This window comes from Streptomyces sp. NPDC002499 (genome assembly GCF_053595415.1).
The window spans coordinates 251753-270275 of record NZ_JBSFXO010000001.1 but is presented as its reverse complement, the minus strand read 5'-3'; the positions used below and the strand labels follow the sequence as shown (position 1 = coordinate 270275).

Annotated in this window: 18 protein-coding genes; 2 read left to right on the top strand and 16 right to left on the bottom strand. The window is 70.7% G+C overall.

What is annotated here, in order from left to right; translation table 11 throughout:
- Window positions 1–8: 8 nt before the first annotated feature.
- The 9 genes from ACWD5F_RS01235 to ACWD5F_RS01195 form a co-directional block, all read right to left on the bottom strand.
- On the bottom strand, window positions 9–1745 hold the full coding sequence (locus ACWD5F_RS01235; protein ID WP_451249893.1) for an FAD-dependent oxidoreductase: 1737 nt from the start codon (window positions 1743–1745) through the stop codon (window positions 9–11).
- Between the two features lie 9 nt (window positions 1746–1754).
- Entirely contained in the window at window positions 1755–3095 is a 1341-nt protein-coding gene (locus ACWD5F_RS01230) for an LLM class flavin-dependent oxidoreductase (RefSeq protein ID WP_451249891.1), read from the bottom strand.
- A gap of 58 nt (window positions 3096–3153) precedes the next feature.
- Window positions 3154–3990 (bottom strand): ABC transporter ATP-binding protein, encoded by an 837-nt coding sequence (locus ACWD5F_RS01225; protein ID WP_451249889.1) that lies wholly within the window; start codon window positions 3988–3990, stop codon window positions 3154–3156.
- On the bottom strand, window positions 3987–4934 hold the full coding sequence (locus ACWD5F_RS01220) for an ABC transporter ATP-binding protein (RefSeq protein WP_451249888.1): 948 nt from the start codon (window positions 4932–4934) through the stop codon (window positions 3987–3989). The genes ACWD5F_RS01225 and ACWD5F_RS01220 overlap by 4 nt, the downstream gene beginning before the upstream one ends.
- Entirely contained in the window at window positions 4934–5833 is a 900-nt protein-coding gene (locus ACWD5F_RS01215; RefSeq protein WP_451249886.1) for an ABC transporter permease, read from the bottom strand. Before ACWD5F_RS01215 ends, ACWD5F_RS01220 begins: the two co-directional genes overlap by 1 nt.
- Window positions 5834–5835: 2 nt before the next feature.
- Window positions 5836–6867, bottom strand: coding sequence for an ABC transporter permease (locus ACWD5F_RS01210; protein ID WP_451249884.1), 1032 nt, complete (start codon window positions 6865–6867; stop codon window positions 5836–5838).
- Window positions 6868–6912: 45 nt separating this feature from the next.
- Window positions 6913–8472, bottom strand: coding sequence for an ABC transporter substrate-binding protein (locus tag ACWD5F_RS01205; protein WP_401724301.1), 1560 nt, complete (start codon window positions 8470–8472; stop codon window positions 6913–6915).
- A 497-nt stretch (window positions 8473–8969) separates the two neighbouring features.
- Window positions 8970–9899, bottom strand: coding sequence for a DsbA family oxidoreductase (locus tag ACWD5F_RS01200; RefSeq protein ID WP_451249882.1), 930 nt, complete (start codon window positions 9897–9899; stop codon window positions 8970–8972).
- Entirely contained in the window at window positions 9896–10342 is a 447-nt protein-coding gene (locus tag ACWD5F_RS01195) for an RrF2 family transcriptional regulator (protein WP_401724296.1), read from the bottom strand. Before ACWD5F_RS01195 ends, ACWD5F_RS01200 begins: the two co-directional genes overlap by 4 nt.
- Window positions 10343–10481: 139 nt before the next feature.
- Here ACWD5F_RS01195 and ACWD5F_RS01190 point away from each other — a divergent pair, with 139 nt between their 5' ends.
- The gene (locus tag ACWD5F_RS01190; protein ID WP_451249880.1) at window positions 10482–10988 is read left to right on the top strand and encodes a cupin domain-containing protein; all 507 of its coding nucleotides are present in this window, start codon (window positions 10482–10484) and stop codon (window positions 10986–10988) included.
- A gap of 26 nt (window positions 10989–11014) precedes the next feature.
- Here the strand turns inward: ACWD5F_RS01190 and ACWD5F_RS01185 are convergent, their stop codons facing one another.
- Both ACWD5F_RS01185 and ACWD5F_RS01180 read right to left on the bottom strand, forming a co-directional pair.
- On the bottom strand, window positions 11015–11230 hold the full coding sequence (locus tag ACWD5F_RS01185) for a DUF4177 domain-containing protein (RefSeq protein WP_124004655.1): 216 nt from the start codon (window positions 11228–11230) through the stop codon (window positions 11015–11017).
- Window positions 11231–11390: 160 nt separating this feature from the next.
- Entirely contained in the window at window positions 11391–12488 is a 1098-nt protein-coding gene (locus ACWD5F_RS01180) for a hypothetical protein (protein ID WP_451249877.1), read from the bottom strand.
- A 154-nt stretch (window positions 12489–12642) separates the two neighbouring features.
- Between ACWD5F_RS01180 and ACWD5F_RS01175 the strand changes: the two genes are divergently transcribed.
- Window positions 12643–13356, top strand: coding sequence for a GntR family transcriptional regulator (locus ACWD5F_RS01175; protein WP_451249875.1), 714 nt, complete (start codon window positions 12643–12645; stop codon window positions 13354–13356).
- A gap of 2 nt (window positions 13357–13358) precedes the next feature.
- Here the strand turns inward: ACWD5F_RS01175 and ACWD5F_RS01170 are convergent, their stop codons facing one another.
- The 5 genes from ACWD5F_RS01170 to ACWD5F_RS01150 are packed head-to-tail and all read right to left on the bottom strand — an operon-like array spanning window position 13359 to window position 18518.
- A complete protein-coding gene (locus ACWD5F_RS01170; protein WP_451249873.1) occupies window positions 13359–13682 on the bottom strand; it encodes an L-rhamnose mutarotase in 324 nt (107 codons plus the stop codon).
- Between the two features lie 3 nt (window positions 13683–13685).
- Window positions 13686–15284 (bottom strand): sugar ABC transporter ATP-binding protein, encoded by a 1599-nt coding sequence (locus tag ACWD5F_RS01165; RefSeq protein WP_451249871.1) that lies wholly within the window; start codon window positions 15282–15284, stop codon window positions 13686–13688.
- Entirely contained in the window at window positions 15281–16357 is a 1077-nt protein-coding gene (locus ACWD5F_RS01160; RefSeq protein WP_451249869.1) for an ABC transporter permease, read from the bottom strand. Before ACWD5F_RS01160 ends, ACWD5F_RS01165 begins: the two co-directional genes overlap by 4 nt.
- Complete coding sequence (locus ACWD5F_RS01155) at window positions 16354–17433, bottom strand: ABC transporter permease (protein WP_401724278.1); 1080 nt, start codon at window positions 17431–17433, stop codon at window positions 16354–16356. Before ACWD5F_RS01155 ends, ACWD5F_RS01160 begins: the two co-directional genes overlap by 4 nt.
- Entirely contained in the window at window positions 17430–18518 is a 1089-nt protein-coding gene (locus tag ACWD5F_RS01150; RefSeq protein ID WP_451249867.1) for a mandelate racemase/muconate lactonizing enzyme family protein, read from the bottom strand. Before ACWD5F_RS01150 ends, ACWD5F_RS01155 begins: the two co-directional genes overlap by 4 nt.
- Between the last annotated feature and the right edge of the window lie 5 nt (window positions 18519–18523).

Here is an 18523-nt window from a genome sequence, read left to right as displayed (position 1 = left end):
CGGTGGTCTCAGGCTGCGGTCGTGGCGGGGGTCGGGATGGGTGCCACCAACGCTTCGACCTGGCCCAGCACCCGGTCGAGTACGGCACCGGCGCCCGCGTCGGGCAGCCGGATTCCGCGCCAGGCGACGTGCTGGTCCGGGCGGATCAGGACGTTGGTGGTGCCGTAGACGGCGCGTGCCGCCGGGTCGGTGAGGTGGACGACGGTGAACGGCAGGGCCCGTGCGGCGGCCTCGGTGGCGAAGGCCCGCTCGACCGTCCGGTCCTCGGCGAGGACGAGCAGGCCGAAGGACGTGCCGAGACGGTCGTAGAGCGTGCCGCCGCTCGGGTCGACCGGGCCGTCCGGCGCGCGGTGGCCCGGGCGCGGATCGTCCTCGTAGACGTCGGCGCGCCAGGGCGGCTCGGTGTCGAGCTGGCCGGGCTCGTACCAGACGGCCGCTGACGCGTCGTAGCGCTCGTCGAAGGCGACTCCGTCGCTGCCGAACCGGTCCCGCCGCAGGCGCGCGCCGATCTCCGTCCGTCGCCGCACGGCCGCGTCACTGAGGTCCGCGTCGTCCGGAATGCCTCCGGCACGGATCTCCGCCAGCGTGGCCTGCGTGCGGTGCGCCCGGTCCAACGAGTGGTCGGCGACACGCCAGTTGTGCGGGCGGCGCTCCTGGTCGTAGGAGTCGAGCAGGCTCCGGGGCGCGTGACCGTCGAGCACGGCGGCGAGCTTCCACCCCAGGTTGACCACGTCACCGATGCCCTCGCCCAGGTTGCCGCCGGGCGTGCGCACATGGGCCGCGTCGCCGGCCAGCAGGACCCGGCCGCGACGGAACGTCTCCGCGATCCGGGTGGCGTGGTAGAAGGTCGTCGCGGACACCAGCTCCAGCTCCACGTCGAAGCCGAACGCCGCCCGGCCGACCTCCAACAACTCGTCCTCACCCGGCTCGTGGTCGAGCGGGTACGGTCCCGCGTACACCCGCCACTCACGCGCGCTGACGGCGGCGAGGAAACCGGACGCGTGGGCGTTGACGACGATGTTGGTCGCGCTGGGCGCGGGTCCCACCCGGTCGGAGATGTCGCCGGTGCGGACGATGAGCCGCAGCCGCTTCTCGGTGGCGTGCTCGCCCTCGCGGGCGATGCCGGCCAGTCGGCGCGTGGTGCTGCTGCCTCCGTCGGTGCCGAGGACGTAGGCGGCCCGAACGGTGTGCGAGCGCCCGGAGTCGACGTCCACGACCTCCGCGTCGACGCCGTCCGCGTCCTCGCGCAACCCGGTCAGCTCCCGACCACCGGACACGCACACGCCCTGTTCCGTGAGGTGGTCGAGGAACACCCGTTGGAACACGGTCTGCGGCCGGCGCAGCGCCTCGTCGGAGGAGTGCCCGGTTGCACCGCCCCTGTCGGCGAAGGAGGGAGCCGGCACCGGCACCAGCTCATGCCCGGTCAGCGAGGTCACCAGGCGCGTTCCCCGGTGCCACTCCGGCGGATACGTCCACGCGTCCCGCACCCGCTGCAGCAGCCCCCAGCGCCGCAGATGCTCGACGACACGCGGGGTGTGCCCCATCGCGCCGGCCCGCACGAGTGTCGCGGCGCGGGCGCGCTCGACCACGGCGACCCGGACACCGCGCGAGGTCAGCTCGACGGCCGCCGCAAGGCCCACCGGGCCCGCGCCGACGACGAGTACGTCGACCGTCGCCGGAGGAGTGGCGGCCGGGAAGCGGACGATGTGGACGTCGCGGCCCCCCGTCGCCGACAGTTCGGTCATCGCGCGGCCTCAGTCGTTCACGAGCTGGCGCTCGCGGGAGTGACGGTTGGCCGGGATCGGCAGGCCGAGGTTCCCGCGCAGGGTGTCGGACGTGTACTCGGTGCGGAACAGGCCGCGCTTCTGAAGGATCGGGACGACACTGTCGACGAAGTAGTTCAGCTCCTCCTCGGTACGGAAGGCGAGGTTGAAGCCGTCCAGGGCACGGGCATCGAACCACTGCTGGATCGTGTCGGCCACCGTCCGCGGGTCCCCGACGAACGGTGACCGACGGAACTGGTTGATGGATTCCGCCACTTGACGCAGGGTGAGCTTCTCGGTCCTGGCCCGCTCGATGAGCTGCGCGGCACCCGTGCGCCCGCCCTTCTCGGCGAGGTGGGCGACATCCGGGAAGGGCGCGTCCAGGTCGTGCACGCTGAAGTCGTACGCCCCGAAGGAACGGCCAAGGAGCGCCAGGTTACGGCTGAAGTCGTCGTCCTCCTCGAAGATCTCCCGCTCCCGGCGACGGGCCGCCTCGTCGGTGGCGGCGACGACCGGGCCGCCGTGAATGAGGATCTTGACGTGCTCGGGGTCGCGGCCGTAGGCGGCCGTGCGCTTCTTGACGTCGGCGTAGTAGTCCCGCGACGACTCCAGCGTGCCCCCGGGCGCGAAGATCCCCTCGGCGACCTGCGCAGCGAGGTCGCGGCCCTCCTCGGACACACCGGCCTGGAAGATCACCGGCTGGCCCTGCGGGGAACGCGAGAGGTTCAGCGGCCCCGCGATCTTGAAGTGCTCGCCCGCGTGGTCGAGTTCGTGCAGCTTGGCCGGGTCGAGGAACACGCCCCGCTCGACGTCGGCGGGGAACGCGTCGTCCTCGTACGAGTCCCACAGCCCACGCGCTACCTGCACGAACTCCAGGGCGCGGCCGTAGCGGGTGGCGTAGTCGAGGTGCTCGTCGAGCCCGAAGTTCTTGGACGTACCGGTGTCGAAGCTGGTGACCACGTTCCAGCCGGCCCGGCCGTTGCTGATGTGGTCCAGCGAGGCGAAGCGACGGGCGAGGTTGAAGGGGGAGTTGTAGGTCGAACTCGCGGTGCCCACCAGGCCGAGGTGCTTGGTGTGGGTGGCCACGGCCGACAACAGGGTCAGCGGTTCCAGGCGGTTGAGGTAGTGCGCCGGGTAGGTCGAGTTGATGAACTGACTGTCGACGATGAACAGGGCGTCGAACAGGGCGTGTTCGGCCGCCTGGGCCAGCCGGATGTAGTAGTTGATGTCGATGCTGGCGTTCTTCGCGACGCGCGGGTCCTTCCACAGGCCGTGCTGGCCGGGGCCGCCCACGCCGTAGGGATGCAGTGCGAGGTGGAGCGTGCGGGACATGGCTGTTCCTGTTCTGTCAGCGGGAGTTCAGCGAAGTCGAGGGGGCATTGCTGGTGCGTCAGGCGTGCAGGAGAGCGCGCAGGGCCTCGCGTTCGGCCCGGTCCGCCGCCGCGCTGTGCAGCGTGGGCGCGGAGCGGACGAGCAGGCGCGTGTAGGGGTGCCGGGGTTGGTTGATGACATCGGCGGTGGCGCCGACCTCGACCAACTCGCCCTGGTACAGCACGGCGATGCGGTCGGCGACCCCGGCGACGGAACCCAGGTCGTGGGAGATGAAGACGAGGGCCACCCCGTCGGAGCGGAGTTCCTTGAGGATCTGCAGGATCTGGACGCGGTTGGCGGAGTCCAGGGCGCTGACCGGCTCGTCGAGGATGACGAGCCGCGGTTCCGTCACCAACGCCCTTGCCACCGCGACCCGTTGACGCTGGCCGCCCGACAGCTCGCCGGGCAGGCGGTCGAGCAGCTCGGCGTCGAGCCGGACCCGGTCGAGGAACGCCCGCACCCGCGTCGCCCCCTCCTGCCGGGACACGCCCTGGATCAGCAGCGGTTCGGCGAGGGACGCCTCCACCGTCAGGTCCGGGTCGAGACTGCGCAGCGGGTCCTGGAAGACGTACTGGATCACACCCCGACGGCGCAGCGCGCGCCACTGGCGATGGCCGTACGCGCCGACCTCCTCGCCGTCGATCACGATCGACCCCGCCGACGCGCGCACCAGACCGAGCGCGGCCCGCGCGAGCGTCGACTTGCCCGAACCGGTCTCGCCGATGATCCCGACGGTCTCACCCGGCGCGACGCTCAGGGAGACGCCGTGCAGGGCGCGACGACGGCGCCGGCGCAGCCCGTAGTGCACTTCGAGGTCGGTGACCTCAAGGACGGGACCGGCGGATTCCCCGCTCATGAGTCCTCCTCGATCGTGTCCGTGGCGGCGGTTCCCGCGACGAGGAACTTGTCCAGGCCGTACTGCTCGTGCTCGGCGATCAGCAGCCGGGTGTACTCGTGCCGGGGGTTGTGCAACACCTCGTGTGTCGGCCCCTGTTCGACCACCTCGCCCTGCCGCATGACGAGGACCTCGTCGCAGAGCTGTGCGACGACGGCGAGGTCGTGGGAGACCAGGACGAGGGCGAGTCCTGTCCGTTCGCGCAGGTCGGCCAGCAGGTCGAGGATCTCGGCCTGGACGGTGACGTCGAGCGCGGTCGTGGCCTCGTCGGCGATGAGGATGCGCGGGTCGGCGGCGATCGCGGCCGCGATGAGGACCCGTTGGAGCATGCCGCCGGAGAGTTCGTAGGTGTACTGGCTGTAGACCAGTTCCGGGTCCCGCAGGTGCACCGCGCGCAGCAGGTCGATCGCCTCCCCGCGCGCGGCGCGTCGCTTGAGGCCCTTCTTGACGCGGAGTACCTCGGCGATCTGCGCGCCCACCCGGATGGAGGGGTTGAGATAGGACGCCGGGTCCTGGAAGACCGCGCTGATCGTGGCGCCCCGCAGGGCCGTCCACTGTGCCGACGAGAGGCCGGAGATGTCCTGGCCGTCGATCTCGATCGAGCCGCCGGTGACCTCGAAGTGGGCGGGCAGGATGCCCAGCGTGGCTCGGCAGGTGAGGGTCTTTCCGCTGCCCGACTCGCCGACGATGCCGACGGCCCTGCCGGGCGTGAGCGTGAAACTGACGCCGTGGACGATCTCGTCGCCGGCGGCCTGGTCGCTGATGCGCACGTCGCGTACGGACAGGACCGGGGTCGAGGGAGAGGCCTGGCCGACGGGCTCGGCCGGGCCCGTGCCGGTCTCCGCGACCGCAGCCCTGCTGTGCTGGTCGGCCTCGGTGAGGACCTTCTCGGAGAGAGTTGCCATCACGCACCTCCGGCGTGAACGTGAGCGAGATCGGAGTCGGTCCCGGCCAGCCGATTGGCGCGCGCCTTGCGGTTGTTGACCAGGGCGCGGCCCGCCTCGCCGGAGACGTCGCGGATCGTGTCGGCGAGGAGATTGCAGGCCCAGACGGTGACCATGATCAGCAGTGCGGGTACGAGTGGTGCCCACGGCTGCTGGGTCAGGTAGCCGAGGTCCGAGGCGAGCAGGCCGCCCCAGGTCGGCGCGGGCGGCTGGACACCGATGCCCAGGAAGGTCAGCGTCGAGACGATGACGAAGCCGACGCCGATGGTCTGGGCGAGCGCCACCGCGATCGGCGGCAGCACCTTGACCCATACGTGCCGGCGTACGACCCACCCGATGGACGCGCCGGAGATGAGCGCCGCCTCCACGTACGGCGAACGGGCCACGGCCAGTGTGGCGGCGCGAGACACCCGGTAGAACAGCGGCGACACCAGCACCCCCGTGACCAGCATCGCCTGGGTGATGCCGTTGCCGAGCAGTGCGACCACGGCGACCGCGAACAGCAGGAAGGGCAGGGCGACCAGGGTGTCGGTCAGCCGGAGGGTGATCCACTCGAAGGCCCGGCCGAAGTAGACCGACAGGATCCCGGGGATCGCCCCGACCCCCAGGGCCGTGAGCGCGACTTCGAGTGAACCGAGGACGCTGACCCGGGAGCCGTCGAGCAGCCGGCTCAGCACATCGCGGCCGAGGTAGTCCGTGCCCAGCCAGTGGGCGCCCGAGGCGTCCGCGAGGGTGTCGGAGCTGGTTGCCAGCGGATTCTGGGGCGCGATGAACGGTCCGAGGACGGCGAGCAGGCCGATCACGGTCAGGATCACCAGCGCGATCCGGCCGGACGTCAGGGAGAGCACGCGGCGCACCATGGTCACACCCCCCGCTGGGACGCCGGCGTCACACGCGCCAGCACCAGGTTGACGATCAGATTGAAGGCGACGACCAGGACGATCGACACCACGAGCACGCCCTGTACGGCGGGTACGTCACCGGCCTGGGCGGAGTCGTTGGCGAAGCGGCCGAAGCCCTGGAGCCCGAAGATCCACTCCGTGACGACGGAGGCGCCGACCAGCGTGGGGAACTTCAGGCCGAGCGTGGCGAGCGCGGGGCCGAGGCCGTTGCGCAGCACATGGCCGAAGAAGATCCGCCGTGGACTGAGCCCCCGTACGACCGCGCCCGTCACGTAGTTCTCGCGGTAGGCGGCGATCAGGCTCGTGCGCAGTTGGCGGGCGACGTCGGCGATGACGTCGAAGCTCAACGCGATGGCCGGCAGGGTGATGTGGGCGAGCCAGGGACCGAAGCCCTGCGCCGCCGGGATGTAGCCGGCGGACGGGAACACGTGCAGTCCCACCGCGAAGACCGCGACCAGCACGATGCCGACGACGAAGGCCGGCATCACCGAGATCACCGTGACGAAGCCGGTGATCGCCCGGTCGACCCAGGTGGTGCGGCGCAGCGCGGCGATCGTGCCGAGGGCGAAGCCCGCGACCACGCCGATGACGAGCGCGAAGGTGGCCACCGACAGGCTCACGCCCAGGCCGAGGCCGATGAGGGTGGAGATGTCGGCGCCGTTGGTCCAGCTGGTGCCGAGCTGCCCATGCAGGACGCCGCCCAACCAGTCGACGTACTGGACCAGGAAGGGCCGGTTGAGCCCCCACTGGGCCTCGACTCTGGCTACCGCTTCTGGAGTTGCTTCCTCGCCCAGCTGGATCCGCGCCGGGCTGAGCCCGCTCAGTGACCGCAGCGCGAACGTCACGAACGTCGCGACCAGGAACACGGGCACGAAGATCGCGATCGACCGGGCGAGGGTGACCAGGACGCGGCCCAGCGTGCGCCGCGTCCGGGTCGTGGCGGCCGGGTGACGCACGTCGGCCGGTGTGGCCGGTGCCTCCGTCGTCGCCATGGCTTGCCCCCTCTCTGTAGTGGCTGTACGGGATGTGACGGTGTGTCAGTTGGCGCCGATGGTCACGCCGGTCCAGTCGATGTGGGCCGGGTTCTTGGGCAGGGCCGAGATGGACTTGCTCTTGGCGATGAGGTTGGGCGAGGAGTAGGTGAAGACCAGCGCCTTGCTCTCCAGGCCGGCCCGGGTCGCGGCCTGGAGGACCTGCGCGTAGTCGGGCGAGTCCAGCGGGGTCTGGCGGACCTTGGCGATGGCCGCCTCGAAGCCGGCCGGCTCGTAGGGCGTGCTGAGGTTGAGCGGGCCGTTCGGGCCGAAGTGCGCGGTCAGGGTCTGCGCCGCGGAGTCACGGCCCGTGGTGCCGTAGAGCGAGAAGGTGAGGTCCTTGGCGAAGAACGGGGTGGCCCAGTTCTTGTCGATCTTGATGTTGACGGTGATGCCGACCTTCGCCAACTGCGCCTGGACGATCTCCGCTTGAGGGTCCTCGGCCGGGATGACGAGGTCGAGCTTGATCTGGCCCGCCTTGTAACCGGCCTCGGAGAGCAGCTGCTTCGACTTCGCCGGGTCGTAGGCGTAGTCGTTCGCGGACTGCGGGTCGTAGGCCACATAGCCCTTGGGGAACGGCTGGTTGGTCGCCGAGCCGTAGCCGAAGGTCAGCTTGTCCACGAACTCCTGGCGGTCGATCGCGTAGCGGACCGCGTCGACGACCTTGTCGTTGTCGAACGGTGCCTTGTTGACGTTCAGGCTGATGTTGTTGGCGTTGAATCCGGGCTGCACGAAGACGTCGAGGCCGGCCTTCTTGGCGGCTTCGGCCTGACTGGGCTTGATGTCGGCGAAGTTGTAGACGCCGGTCTGGAGCCCGGAGACGACGGTCGAGGCATCGGGGGCCGAGGTCAGTTCGACGTTGTCGATGTGGATGTCCTTGGCGTCCCAGTAGTCCGGGTTCTTCTTCAGCAGGACCTTCGTGCCCGGGACGAGCTGGGTGACGGTGAACGGGCCCGCGCCGACCGGGCTCTGGTCCAGCTTCGTCGGGGACTTGGCCGCCTTCGGGCTGGCGATCTGCAGCACGCGCTCGCCGAGCAGCTGGGGAATCTGGTAGTCGACCTGGCTGAGGTGCAGCACCGCGTCCAGTCCGTTGGCGTCGACCGACTTGATCGAGGTGAGGTCGCCGAAGAGGGCGGAGTTCTTCTGCTTCTGGGCCCGCTCGATGGCGGCCTTCACGGCGGCGGCGTCGACCGGCTCGCCGTCGCTGAACTTCAGGTTGGGCCGCAGATGGAACGTGATCTGGTCGCCCTTGGCGTTGTACTCCCAGCTCTTGGCCAGGTCGGGCACGGCCTTGCCGGTCGCGTCCGTGCGGGTCAACGAGGCGTAGACCAGGGCCAGTTCACGGAACTGGGCGCCGCTGCCGCTGACCACCGGGTCCCAGTGGGTGGGGAAGTAGGAGGAGGTCCACTTCAGCGTCGAGCTGCCACTGGCCGACGCGGCGTCGCCGCCGCAGGCGCTGAGGGCGGGGACGAGCACGGTGGCGAGGGCGGTCCCCAGGGCGGCGGCGCGCAGTCTGCCGGGGCGGAGGGCCGCCTGGTGACTACGGGGCGTGAGTCGTCCGGACATCGTTTTTCTTTCTTCGAGGGCTCCGGACCGCGCCGGGGCAGCGGAAAGGGAGCGAGGGCGGCATGCCCGGGGTCCGGACGACGTTCGGGCCGGGAAGGACATGCCGGTGCGGCTTCGGTGCACACCTGGGCATGCCTCGCTCGGGACACGAGGCGTCGGCGGATCGCGGGGGAGAGCCGGGAAGCAGAAGGAGAGGGGAGCGAGCGACTGGGCGCGAAACGCGGGGCGCGAGAAGACGGGCACCGGTCGGCGACGCGGCAAGGGGCCGGTGGCTACGGGAGCGGAGTCAGGCGCCTGTGGGCCGGGGGCGGCGGGTCAGCGACAGAGAGCGCTGCAGGTGCGCCGCAGGTCCACGTAGCGGCACACCACACCGGGGTGCGTCGTAAGCATGCTGCTCATCCTGGGGGCAGCCGTCGGCGGCTGTCAATGGACACCAATTGGTGTCTCATTCGGCGGGACGGCTTTCGATCGCTGATCAGAGGGCTGATGAAGTTCCGTCAGGGCGCGGAAGGCGCGCCGCGCCCGACCGCGGGGTGCGCCGCGGCCTCCTCCGGGTGCAGCCACAGAGGCCCGTTGCCGGTCTCGACGCGGACGGCGTCCGCCGGGGGCCACGAGCCGTGGGTCAGCAGCCGGCGCTCCGGATCCGTCAGGCTCCGATACCGCGCGAGCGCCTCCGCCGGAGCCGACGCCACGGGGTCCGACTGCAGCCCGGGACACACCGCGTCGATCGCGGAGGCGTACTCCTCGTACGCCCGCCAGCCGGGCACGACGCGATACCCGGCGGGGCCGCGGACCAGCAACGTCGGTAGCGCGTACCGGAGTTGGCCGTCGGCCGTCTCCTTGGCGGCACCGGGATGCGGCGACCCGTCGCGCACGGACAGCACCTCGTCGACCGGACGACGTGCCTCGGCGCGATCGGCGCGCACCCGCTCCAGCACCTCGGCCGACGCCGCGTCGGCGGCCAGCCGCTCAACATCCAAGCCGGGCACGCCCGTTACCGCCGACAGCGCCAGTACGGGGGTGTCGGCCGGTTCCCCGAGGACGAAGACGGTCTCCCGCAGCCGGCGCAGCACCCGGTCGGCCACGTCGTCGCCCTGCGCCTCGGCGGCCTTGGCGACCAGCGAGGACGGCCACGAACTCGCCGCCACCCGGTTCAGCTTCAGTGCCCGCGGCGCCTGGGTATGGCCGCCGATGTCCTCGACGTACCGCGCGTACCAGGCGGTCTCGGCCGCGGGATCGGGCGCCGGGTCGTCGTCGTGGTCGAAGAGGATGCAGTACGCGCGACGCCACCGCACCCGGCCGGCCAGCGCCGCACGCAGGCGGCGGAAGACGGGCTCCGACCCCCAGGCCCAGGGACAGAGCGGGTCGGTGTACTCCACGACCTCCACATCCGCCTCTGCCGCGGGTCTCTCCGGTACGACCGTCACGCGGCTCCCTTCCCGCTCAGCCCCGCACTCGCCCCCGCTTCGACAGGGGTGGGCAGCAGCGCGGCCAGGGTCGTGCCGCCCAGGATCGCGGCGGCGTCCGCCTCCACCTGGCGCCACACCCCCGGCAGCCCGGAGGCGGGACCGGGGTAGTCGAGTCCGGCGAGCGACTCACCCCGCAGGGTGATCAACTCGCCGTCCACGGCGCGCGCGACGTCGAGGAGCGTGATCTCGTCGGCCGGCCGGCCGAGCCAGTAGCCGCCTTCGCAACCGCGCTGACTGCGCACCAGACCGGCCTTCCGCAACTCGCCCACGACCGACTTGAGGAAGCGGAAGGGGATCTGCTGGGAAGAGGCCACGGCCTCGCACGTGAGGGGGCGGGCGGGTTCTCGGGCGAGCTCCAACAGGGCCCGCATGGCGTAGTCCGCCTTCGCGGAGATATGCATGCGCACATCATGCCCGACGGGATGCCCGCCACGAAGGCTCCGGCCGGTTCCGTTCCTACATTGCGGGAACATTGCCGCAGGTGAAGGGCAATGGACACCTCTTGACATCCTTTTCGGGGTGGCTCTAGCGTCCCGACCCATGAGCGAGCCGCTGACGACCCCCGGCGAAGGTTTCCACCCCCACCTCCACGACGACCCCGGGCAGCCGGCGGCACCTCTGCACACCCGCCTCCACCACATCCGCGCCGACGCCCTGGACGGGGACACGGCACAGACCGGGGGGATGCGCAGGTTCGCCGCCGTCAGCGGCAGAACGGTCGGCTCCGAGAAGCTGTGGATGGGCCAGACCCATGTCGCCCCCGCCACGTCCTCCTCCGACCACCACCACGGCGAGTCGGAGACCGCGATCTACGTGGTGAGCGGGCACCCCGAGTTCGTCTTCCTCGACGACTCGGGCTCGCGGCCGGAGGAGGTACGCCTGCGCACCGCCCCCGGCGACTACATCTTCGTCCCGCCGTTCGTACCGCACCGCGAGGAGAACCCCGACCCCGCCGAGGAAGCCGTGGTCGTCATCGCCCGCAGCACCCAGGAGGCGATCGTGGTCAACCTGCCCCAGCTGTACGCGCTGCCGTCCGACAGGGCCTGAATCTCCCGGACTTGGGCTCGCCGGCGTCAGGCGCGGGGGCGCTCAAGGGTGAGGAGCAGACCTTCGACGGCGCCGGGGCCTATGCGGCCCTTCACGTCGGCGGCGGTGATCGCCTTGAGCGCCCAGCCCTCCGCGGCATGCTTGTTGAGGGTCTTCTCCAGCTTGTCGCTGTCGAGCGCGTCACCGATGAGTGACTCCCTGAAGGTGACGACCTTGTACTCGTAGGCGTATGCGTTGCTCATGGCTGCGGTGTCCTTTCGGGCGTCGGCCGGAGTGGCCGGAGTCAGCCAATCACGGGGCGCGGTCCGGCTGTGGCGGCGGGGGTGGAGTTGCCCATCGGGGCAGTTGGCCGGCCCAGCTACCACGAGGTGATCCGGTCGTCGACGTCAACAGGCCCGGTGCTCAGCCCGCCGGGGTGCGCCGTACCACCTTGCCCTGCCCGTCCGCCTCCAGTGAGGCCGTGCCCTCGGTGCCGGTCACGCCGACCCTGAGCGTGAGGGACCCGGTCAGGTTGTCGGCGGTGAGCTGCCAGGTCTGCGGGGAGCGGACACCGAGGGTGGTCGTGGCCTCCTTGACCAAGGCGGGGAAGCGCTCGAACGGCAGTGAATCCGGGTCGAACTGCGGGGCCTGCGTATCGGACGGAGCGAACACGACCGACAACAGACGTTCCTGTACGACGACAGTCAGCGCGGGGCGCTTGCCCTTGCCCTTGGTGAGCGAGTCCATGGCCCGGCGCAGTTCGCCCTTGTCGAGGAACGACTGGTCCGGCCCGAGGGAGACCGTGGCGGACCCCGACGTCACGACCGTGGTCGACGACGTGGAAGAGACGGACGGCGCCGACGAGTTGGGCGGCTGCGTGGTGGCGTCCTGGTCGAACAGATCGGCGCGGAACACCAGGACAACGAGCGCCGCGCCGAGCAGCAGACCGAGAAACGCGGCCAAGCCGAAGGCACACCCTTCCGGGGACTCGCCCGGCACGGCCGGCCCGGGCGCCGAGTCGATGCGCGCCCCGGCCGCCCGGTCCGCCCACTCCGGAGTCGGCCGTTTCACGATCTTCACCCGCCACGGCCGGTCCGGCGGATACTGCACTACCACGATGCCGCGCGGCCGGTAGTCCGGCAGATCGACGAGGTTGATGTTCTGCGACATCCGCAACCGGTACGCCGGCCCGTCGTCCGGTGCGACGGTGAGCTCGAACCGCACCGGTACGTCGCTCGACTCGCTCCCGATGGCCTCCAGACTCTCGATCATCGCAAGCGCCGTACGCGGCACGACGGCCCTCTCGCGGGCCCGCCGCGGCCTGCCGGCGAGGTAGAAGAGCAGACCGTACACCGCGGGCACGACCCATCCGGCGACGAACAACGGCCAGTTCTCGATCACACCTCCGACGATCAGAGCGGCGAACGACGCCCCGACCACACCACCCGTCAGACACCCTCGGCCGAGAGCGCCGGGAACGTTGTACGTGGGCGTGGGTGACGCACCCGTGATGATCGTCATGGCCGCGATTGTGCCGGTCCGGGGTGACGGCCGGTAGACCTGCGGATGACCTTGGCCCGCATGACGACGATCGGGCCGCCCACTTCGGTCTTCGATCCCGCCACCTCGGTAAACTGTTCATCGCGGTGACGCCCACAGCTCGGAGGAGACCCGGATGCCGGCAGACGAACCCTCCGTCTCCGACGAGGCGGCCGGAGCGAGCGGGCTGTCCGCGGCGCCGGTTCGTCAGGTGCTGTCCGACAGTGTCTACGAGGGCATCAAGACCATGGTCATGGACCACGAGATCGCCCCCGGCGCCCGTGTCGGTATCGAGTCCGTCGCACGCACGCTCAATGTGTCACCGACCCCCGTGCGCGAGGCCCTGGCCCGGCTGGAGGCGGACGGGCTCGTCGTCAAGCGGTCCCTGTCGGGATACCGGGCGACCGAGCTGCTGACCCGGCAGGGAGTGGAGGAGCTGTTCGAGATGCGGCTGCTCCTGGAACCGCGAGCCGCCGCACTGGCCGCCCTGAACGCCGACGACTCCCAACTCGACGCCATCGAGGGGATCCTGGAGGACATGCAGGCCCACCCGGGCCCCGCCGGGACGTACGCGGCGTACCGTGATTTCGCCGCCCTGGACCAGCGCTTCCACGACGCGATCGCCGAAGCCGCCCACCGCCCGCTCCTCGCGGACGCGGTCCAACGACTCCACGCCCACCTGCACGTCTTCCGGCTCAGCAGCCTCCAGAGCGAGGGCGACCCGACCACGGCGGAGCACGGGCGAGTGGTACGCGCGATACTCCGCCGCAGGGCCGAACGCGCGGCCGAGGCGATGGCGGAGCACCTCACGCGCAGCCTGGAGCGCCAACTCGACCGGTTCGAAGCCTGACTTCATTCCATGAGGAACACCTGCTCCGTCGACGCCCACCACTCACCCGGCGCCGCCTCCTCGACCGGCTCCTGGCAAGGCGCCGTCAGCTCCCACCATTCCTGGGTCGCCGGATCCCCGGCCATCAGTGCCAGGTCGGCCGCCAAGTCCTCCCCGTGGTACTCGAAGTAGCTGAACAGCCGGTCTCCGAGCAGGTGGATCGAGTAGTTGGCGATCTGGCAGCGACGCAGTTGGGCGAGGACCGGCTCGGGTACGGACCGGTGCAACTCGCGGTACTCGTCCGCCTTTTCGGGCCGCAGGCGGATGACCTGCGCGACGCGCCGCACGCGTCAGTCCCCCTTCGCCGACACGACCGAGACGGCCCGGTCGTGGATGATGCGGATGATCTGCCCGCTCATCCGGTCGTAGTCGTGGTCGTTGGGCACCTCGCCGCGGATGCGGTGGTCGGCCATGACGACGACCCGGTCGGCCAGCGTGATCATCTCCGCCAGGTCGCTGCTGATGAGGAGGATGGGCAGACCGCCCCGGGCCAACTCCCAGATCAGTTCGTGGAAGGCGTGCTTCGTGCGGACGTCCACGCCGACCGTCGGCTCGTCGACGACGAGCAGCTTGGTGTCCGCCGCTAGCCATTTCGCCAGGCTGACCTTCTGCTGGTTGCCGCCGGAGAGTTCACCGGCGTTCTGCTGGAGGCCGGAGACACGGATGCTCAGGCGGTCGACGAGATCCTGCGAGACCTCCTGTTCCGCCCGCGAGGAGACGTACCCCAGGGCCCGCGCCAGCCTCTTCCACACCGTCACCGTGATGTTCCGGACGATGGGCTGCTCCAGGAAGACGCCCTCCTCCTTGCGGTTCTCGGTCAGGTACCCGATGCCGTACTCGTGCAGGGCCTCGCGTGGCGAGCCGATCCGCGCCGTCCTGCCGTAGATCTGGATCTCGCCGCCGGTGACGCGGTCCAGGCCGAGGACGGCCTTGACCAGTTCGCTGCGGCCCGCGCCGACCAGTCCGTACAGGCCGACGATCTCCCCGGGGCGGACGCTGAGCGAGATGTCCTCATGGCCCGCCGCGGTGGAGACCCCCGTGAGGGACAGCGCCGGGGCCGCGGAGGTGTCCACCGTGCGCGGGGCCATGTCCGTCACCGCGTGGGTGCGGCCGACCATGAGGGTGACCACGTCGTCCTGGGTGTGCTCGGCCAGCGGGGCTGACTCCAGGACGGAGCGGCCGTCGCGCAGCACGGTGACGGTGTCGCAGACGGCGAAGACCTCCTCCAGCTTGTGACTGACGAAGACGACACACGTGCCGCGTTCCGTGAGCCGCCGGACGACGTCGAAGAGGCGGTCGGCCTCCTGCGGGGAGAGGGACGCGGTCGGCTCGTCGAGCAGGAGGACCCGGCTCTCGGTGTACAGGGCCTTCGCGATCTCCACCAACTGCTGCTGGGCGACCGACAGTTCGCGCACCGGACGGTGCGGATCGATGTCCAGGCCGAGTTCCGCGAGGCAGCGTTCGGCCGGGGCCGTCATCGCCTCCCGGTCGACCAGGCCCCGCCGTGAGGGCGGGTTCTGGAGCGTGATGTTCTCCGCCACGGAGAAGCCGGGGATCAGGTTGCGCTCCTGGTGGACGACGCCGATCCCGGCCCGGGCCGCCTCCAGTGGGGAGCGGAGATGGACCTCCTCACCGTCCCGTACGAGCCTGCCGCCGTCGGGGGTGTGCACCCCGGTGATCACCTTGATCAGCGTCGACTTGCCCGCGCCGTTCTCACCGAGCAACGCGTGCACCGAGCCGGCGGTCAGCCGCAGACCCACGCCGTCGAGAGCGCGTACACCGGGGAAGACCTTGACGATGTCCTCGCACTCCAGCAGGACGTCTCCCCGCAGGCCGTCACGGCCCGAGCCGTCCTCCGGCAGACCGTCCTCCGACAGGATCTCGCTCATCGGGTGCCTCCCGTCGTGGGCAGCGCCCCGGCCGGCTGCGGGCCGCTGTCCGGTGGCACGGGTGGGGTGCGTCCGGGCGCCCGGCCCTTCTTGTCGAGGTGGGTCTCGCGCATCCGGCCGCCGACGACCGTGCCGAGCACGACCACGCCGATGAGGAAGTTCACCCAGCTCGGGTCGAGCGAGTACTGGGCCCGCGCGGTGTCGATCAGGCGCATCACGAACGCGGCGAGCACCGTCCCGAACACGGCCACGGAGCCACCGGTCAGCGCGACCCCGCCGATGATCGGTGCCGCGAAGCTGGGCAGCAGCCAGTCGCCGCCGACACTGCGGTTGACGCCGGGCAGGGAGGCGGTGGCGGTCATCGCGGCGATGCCGACGAGCAGCCCCGACAGGGTGTGCGCGAGCACGATCTGGCGGTCGGTGGAGATGCCCGACAGCCTCGCGGCGAGCGGGTTTCCGCCGGCGGCCAGCAGCCGTCGGCCGGCGACCGTGCGGTACATGAACGCGGCCAGCAGTGCCGCCGCGACGAGCGCGGTGACGAAGACGAGGGGGATGTTCAGCGGCGCCGAGCGGCCGAGGTCGCGCAGCGTGGGGGAGTACCCGTCGATGGTGCGCGTCCCCGACAGCCGGTACTGCGCCCCGAGCAGGATCGTCATAGTGCCGAGCGTGACGATGAAGCCGTTGATCTGGGTGGCGACGATGAACACGCCCGTCACCAGCCCGATCAGGGTGGCGCTCAGCACGCCGATCAGCACGGCGAGGGCGGCGGGCACGCCGTGGTCGGCCATCAGCACGCCCATCAGGCAGGCGCTGAAGCCGCCCAGGGCGCCGACGGCGAGGTTGAGCTGCCCGACGCACAGGGCCACCATCTGGGCCAGTCCGATGAGGATCGGCGTGGCGAGGTACTGGAGGAAGGTGCGGAGCGAGGGCCCCTCGAAGAAGTCGCCGGACGAGGAGATCCCCAGCGCCAGATAGCCCGCCAGGACGACACACAGCAGGGTCATCGTCGTCGAGCGGGAGAAGCGCCGCAGCGCGGGGAGGGCGGCGGCTCCCCGGTCGTGGAGCGTGGTCATGTGGAGCGCACCACCTTGCGATAGGACAGGACGGTGCGTACCCGGTCCGCCGACAGAGCCAGCAGCAGGATGCAGCCGAGGTAGATGTTGAGGCTTTCGAGGCCGACCCCGAGCAGGTCGAGGCCCTTGCGGATGACGCCGACCAGCGAGGTGCCGAGCAGGGCGCCGATGACGGAGACGACCCCGCCGGTGAGCAGGGTCCCGCCGAGGACCGCCCCGAGGAACGAGGGCAGCATGAAGTCGTCGCCGATGGAGGCGCTGAACGTGCCGGTGCCGACGGCGGCCATGAACCCGGCGAGTGCGGCGAGCAGCCCGGACAGCCCGTGCGCCAGGACGATACGGCGGCCCGTCGGGATGCCGGACAGCTCGGCCGCGGCGGGATTGGCACCGGTGAGCAGCAGCTCGCGCCCCATGCGGGTACGGGCGTAGAGGAAGCCGAGCACGATGAGGGCCAGCAGCGTGAACTGGGTCATCTGCGGGATGGCGGGGGAGCCGCAGACGGGCCCGACACAGATGTCGGCGAGCGAGTAGGAGCGCAGCTCCGCGAGCCCGGCCGGCCTCGTGGTGAAGGCGGCGTTGTCGGTGAGGGACGAGTACAGGAGGGAGACCAGACCCAGCAGCGCGAAATCCATCGCCAGCGTCACCACGAAGGAACTCACGCCGGTGCGGGCGATGATCCAGCCGGTCAGCGCGCCGATGACACAGCCGGCGACCAGGCACAGCAACAGGCCCAGGACGAGGGGCAGATGGAGCCGGTCGTAGCCGAACCCGGCGAAGAGGGCGCCGAAGGCGGCCATGCGTCCGACGGCGAGGTTCATGTGCCCGATGGAGAGCACCACCATCTGCGCCAGGGCCACCACGGTCAGCGTCGAGATGTCCCTCAACAGCGGGAAGAGCACCAGCCGCGCGTCGAAGAACGCCGGCCGCAGGGAGCCGAAGAGGATGCTGAGCGCGACGATCAGCACCAGCAGCCCCAGCCGCTGGTTGACCCAGAACGGCAGCCGGTGGGCGGGGCGCGCTCCCTCGGTGGGGCGGTCCGTCCCGCTGTCGGGCTCGGTGACGGCGGCCGTCTTCACGACACCCTCCGGTCCTCGAGGGCGTCCATGTCCCAGTCGATACCGATGCCCGGCTCGTCGGGAGCCACGGCGAGGCCGTCCTGGACGGTCAGCTCGGTGCGGGTCACCGCGCGCAGCTGCGGGATGTACTCCACGTACGCGCCGTTGGCGATCGCGGCGACCAGGCTGACGTGCAGTTCCATGAGGAAGTGCGGGCACACCATGACGTTGAAGGTCTCCGCCAGGTGCGCCACCTTGAGCCACGGCGTGATGCCGCCGACACGGGCGACGTCGACCTGCACCACCGAAGCTCCGCCTGTCTCCAGGTAGTTGCGGAACTGCATCGGCGAGTACATCGACTCACCGACCGCGATCGGGATCCGCGTCGAGCGGGCGAGCGTCGCGTGGCCGCTGATGTCGTCGGCGGGCATGGGCTCTTCGAGCCAGTACGGGTCGAACGGCTCCAGCGCGGCGGCCAGTTGGACGGCACGGGACAGCGACTGCGACTGGTTGGCGTCGGTCATGATGTGCAGGGCGGGCCCGACGGCCTCGCGTACCGCGCGAAGCCGCTCCGCGTCCTCGGAGATGTGCGGCTTGCCCACCTTGATCTTGACGCCGGCCCACTGCGCGTCCTTCGCCGCGAGGGCTCCCTTGACCAGGTCCTCGGTGCTGAGGTGCAGCCAGCCGCCCTCGGTGTCGTACACCGGGACGTGCTGCCGGTGGCCGCCGGCCAGCCGCCACACGGGCTCACCGGCCCGCTTGCAGCGCAGGTCCCACAGGGCGGTGTCGACGGCGGCGAGCGCGAGCGAGGTGATGGCGCCGGTGGTCGTCGCGCGGGTCAGGCCGAACAGCTCCTGCCAGAGCGCCTCGACGTTGCGCGCGTCCTTGCCGGCCAGGAGTGGCAGGAGGTGGTCGCGCAGCAGCGCCAGTACGGAGGTTCCGCCGGTGCCGATCGTGTAGGCGTAGCCGGTTCCTTCGAGGCCGTCGGCAGTGGTCAGTCGTACGAGGATCGTCTCCTGCTTGACGAACGACTGCACGGCGTCGGTGCGGTCCGTCTCGACCGCGATGTCGGCCAGCAGGGCCGTGGCGTCGGTGATGATGCTCATGTGGT

Bases quoted from the DNA above. Each gene is read 5' to 3' on its own strand.
- ACWD5F_RS01235 (WP_451249893.1), bottom strand. From the start codon at position 1,745: ATGACCGAACTGTCGGCGACGGGGGGCCGCGACGTCCACATCGTCCGC.
- ACWD5F_RS01230 (WP_451249891.1), bottom strand. From the start codon at position 3,095: ATGTCCCGCACGCTCCACCTCGCACTGCATCCCTACGGCGTGGGCGGC.
- ACWD5F_RS01225 (WP_451249889.1), bottom strand. From the start codon at position 3,990: ATGAGCGGGGAATCCGCCGGTCCCGTCCTTGAGGTCACCGACCTCGAA.
- ACWD5F_RS01220 (WP_451249888.1), bottom strand. From the start codon at position 4,934: ATGGCAACTCTCTCCGAGAAGGTCCTCACCGAGGCCGACCAGCACAGC.
- ACWD5F_RS01215 (WP_451249886.1), bottom strand. From the start codon at position 5,833: ATGGTGCGCCGCGTGCTCTCCCTGACGTCCGGCCGGATCGCGCTGGTG.
- ACWD5F_RS01210 (WP_451249884.1), bottom strand. From the start codon at position 6,867: ATGGCGACGACGGAGGCACCGGCCACACCGGCCGACGTGCGTCACCCG.
- ACWD5F_RS01205 (WP_401724301.1), bottom strand. From the start codon at position 8,472: ATGTCCGGACGACTCACGCCCCGTAGTCACCAGGCGGCCCTCCGCCCC.
- ACWD5F_RS01195 (WP_401724296.1), bottom strand. From the start codon at position 10,342: ATGCATATCTCCGCGAAGGCGGACTACGCCATGCGGGCCCTGTTGGAG.
- ACWD5F_RS01190 (WP_451249880.1), top strand. From the start codon at position 10,482: ATGAGCGAGCCGCTGACGACCCCCGGCGAAGGTTTCCACCCCCACCTC.
- ACWD5F_RS01185 (WP_124004655.1), bottom strand. From the start codon at position 11,230: ATGAGCAACGCATACGCCTACGAGTACAAGGTCGTCACCTTCAGGGAG.
- ACWD5F_RS01180 (WP_451249877.1), bottom strand. From the start codon at position 12,488: ATGACGATCATCACGGGTGCGTCACCCACGCCCACGTACAACGTTCCC.
- ACWD5F_RS01175 (WP_451249875.1), top strand. From the start codon at position 12,643: ATGCCGGCAGACGAACCCTCCGTCTCCGACGAGGCGGCCGGAGCGAGC.
- ACWD5F_RS01165 (WP_451249871.1), bottom strand. From the start codon at position 15,284: ATGAGCGAGATCCTGTCGGAGGACGGTCTGCCGGAGGACGGCTCGGGC.
- ACWD5F_RS01160 (WP_451249869.1), bottom strand. From the start codon at position 16,357: ATGACCACGCTCCACGACCGGGGAGCCGCCGCCCTCCCCGCGCTGCGG.
- ACWD5F_RS01150 (WP_451249867.1), bottom strand. From the start codon at position 18,518: ATGAGCATCATCACCGACGCCACGGCCCTGCTGGCCGACATCGCGGTC.